This window comes from Lactobacillus delbrueckii subsp. bulgaricus (genome assembly GCF_046938665.1).
Lineage (GTDB): Bacteria > Bacillota > Bacilli > Lactobacillales > Lactobacillaceae > Lactobacillus > Lactobacillus delbrueckii_C.
Window position 1 is genome coordinate 1 of sequence record NZ_JBKZCD010000090.1, and the last position, 317, is coordinate 317.

The 317-nt window shown below is 48.3% G+C and carries 1 pseudogene; it reads right to left on the reverse strand.

The window, feature by feature from the left end:
* A pseudogene (locus ACLUXO_RS10340) lies at nt 1-317 on the reverse strand (mucin-binding protein); the annotation flags it as partial.

Genomic DNA, 317 nt, shown 5'->3' on the forward strand with positions numbered 1-317 from the left:
GTAAGGAACCAGAGTGTCCTTAGTTGGATCTTCCGGAGTTACATTTGGAACGTCAGTCTTGTAGCCTGGCACTTTCGGAGTTGGTTCGTTTGGAACCACCTTAGATGGGTCATCTGGATCGTTCTTGTAAGTTGGCGTGTCAGCACCTGGGATTGGGTTGCCCTTCGGATCTACTGGAACAATCTTGCCCAGCTTCTTGTAAGTGAAGACTGCAGTCTTGTTGCCGTCAGTGAAAGTACCAGTCGTGTCAGTCGTCTTAACCAATACGTAGCCAGTAATTACCTTGGCATCCTTAGTTACGTCGTACTTGTCACCAG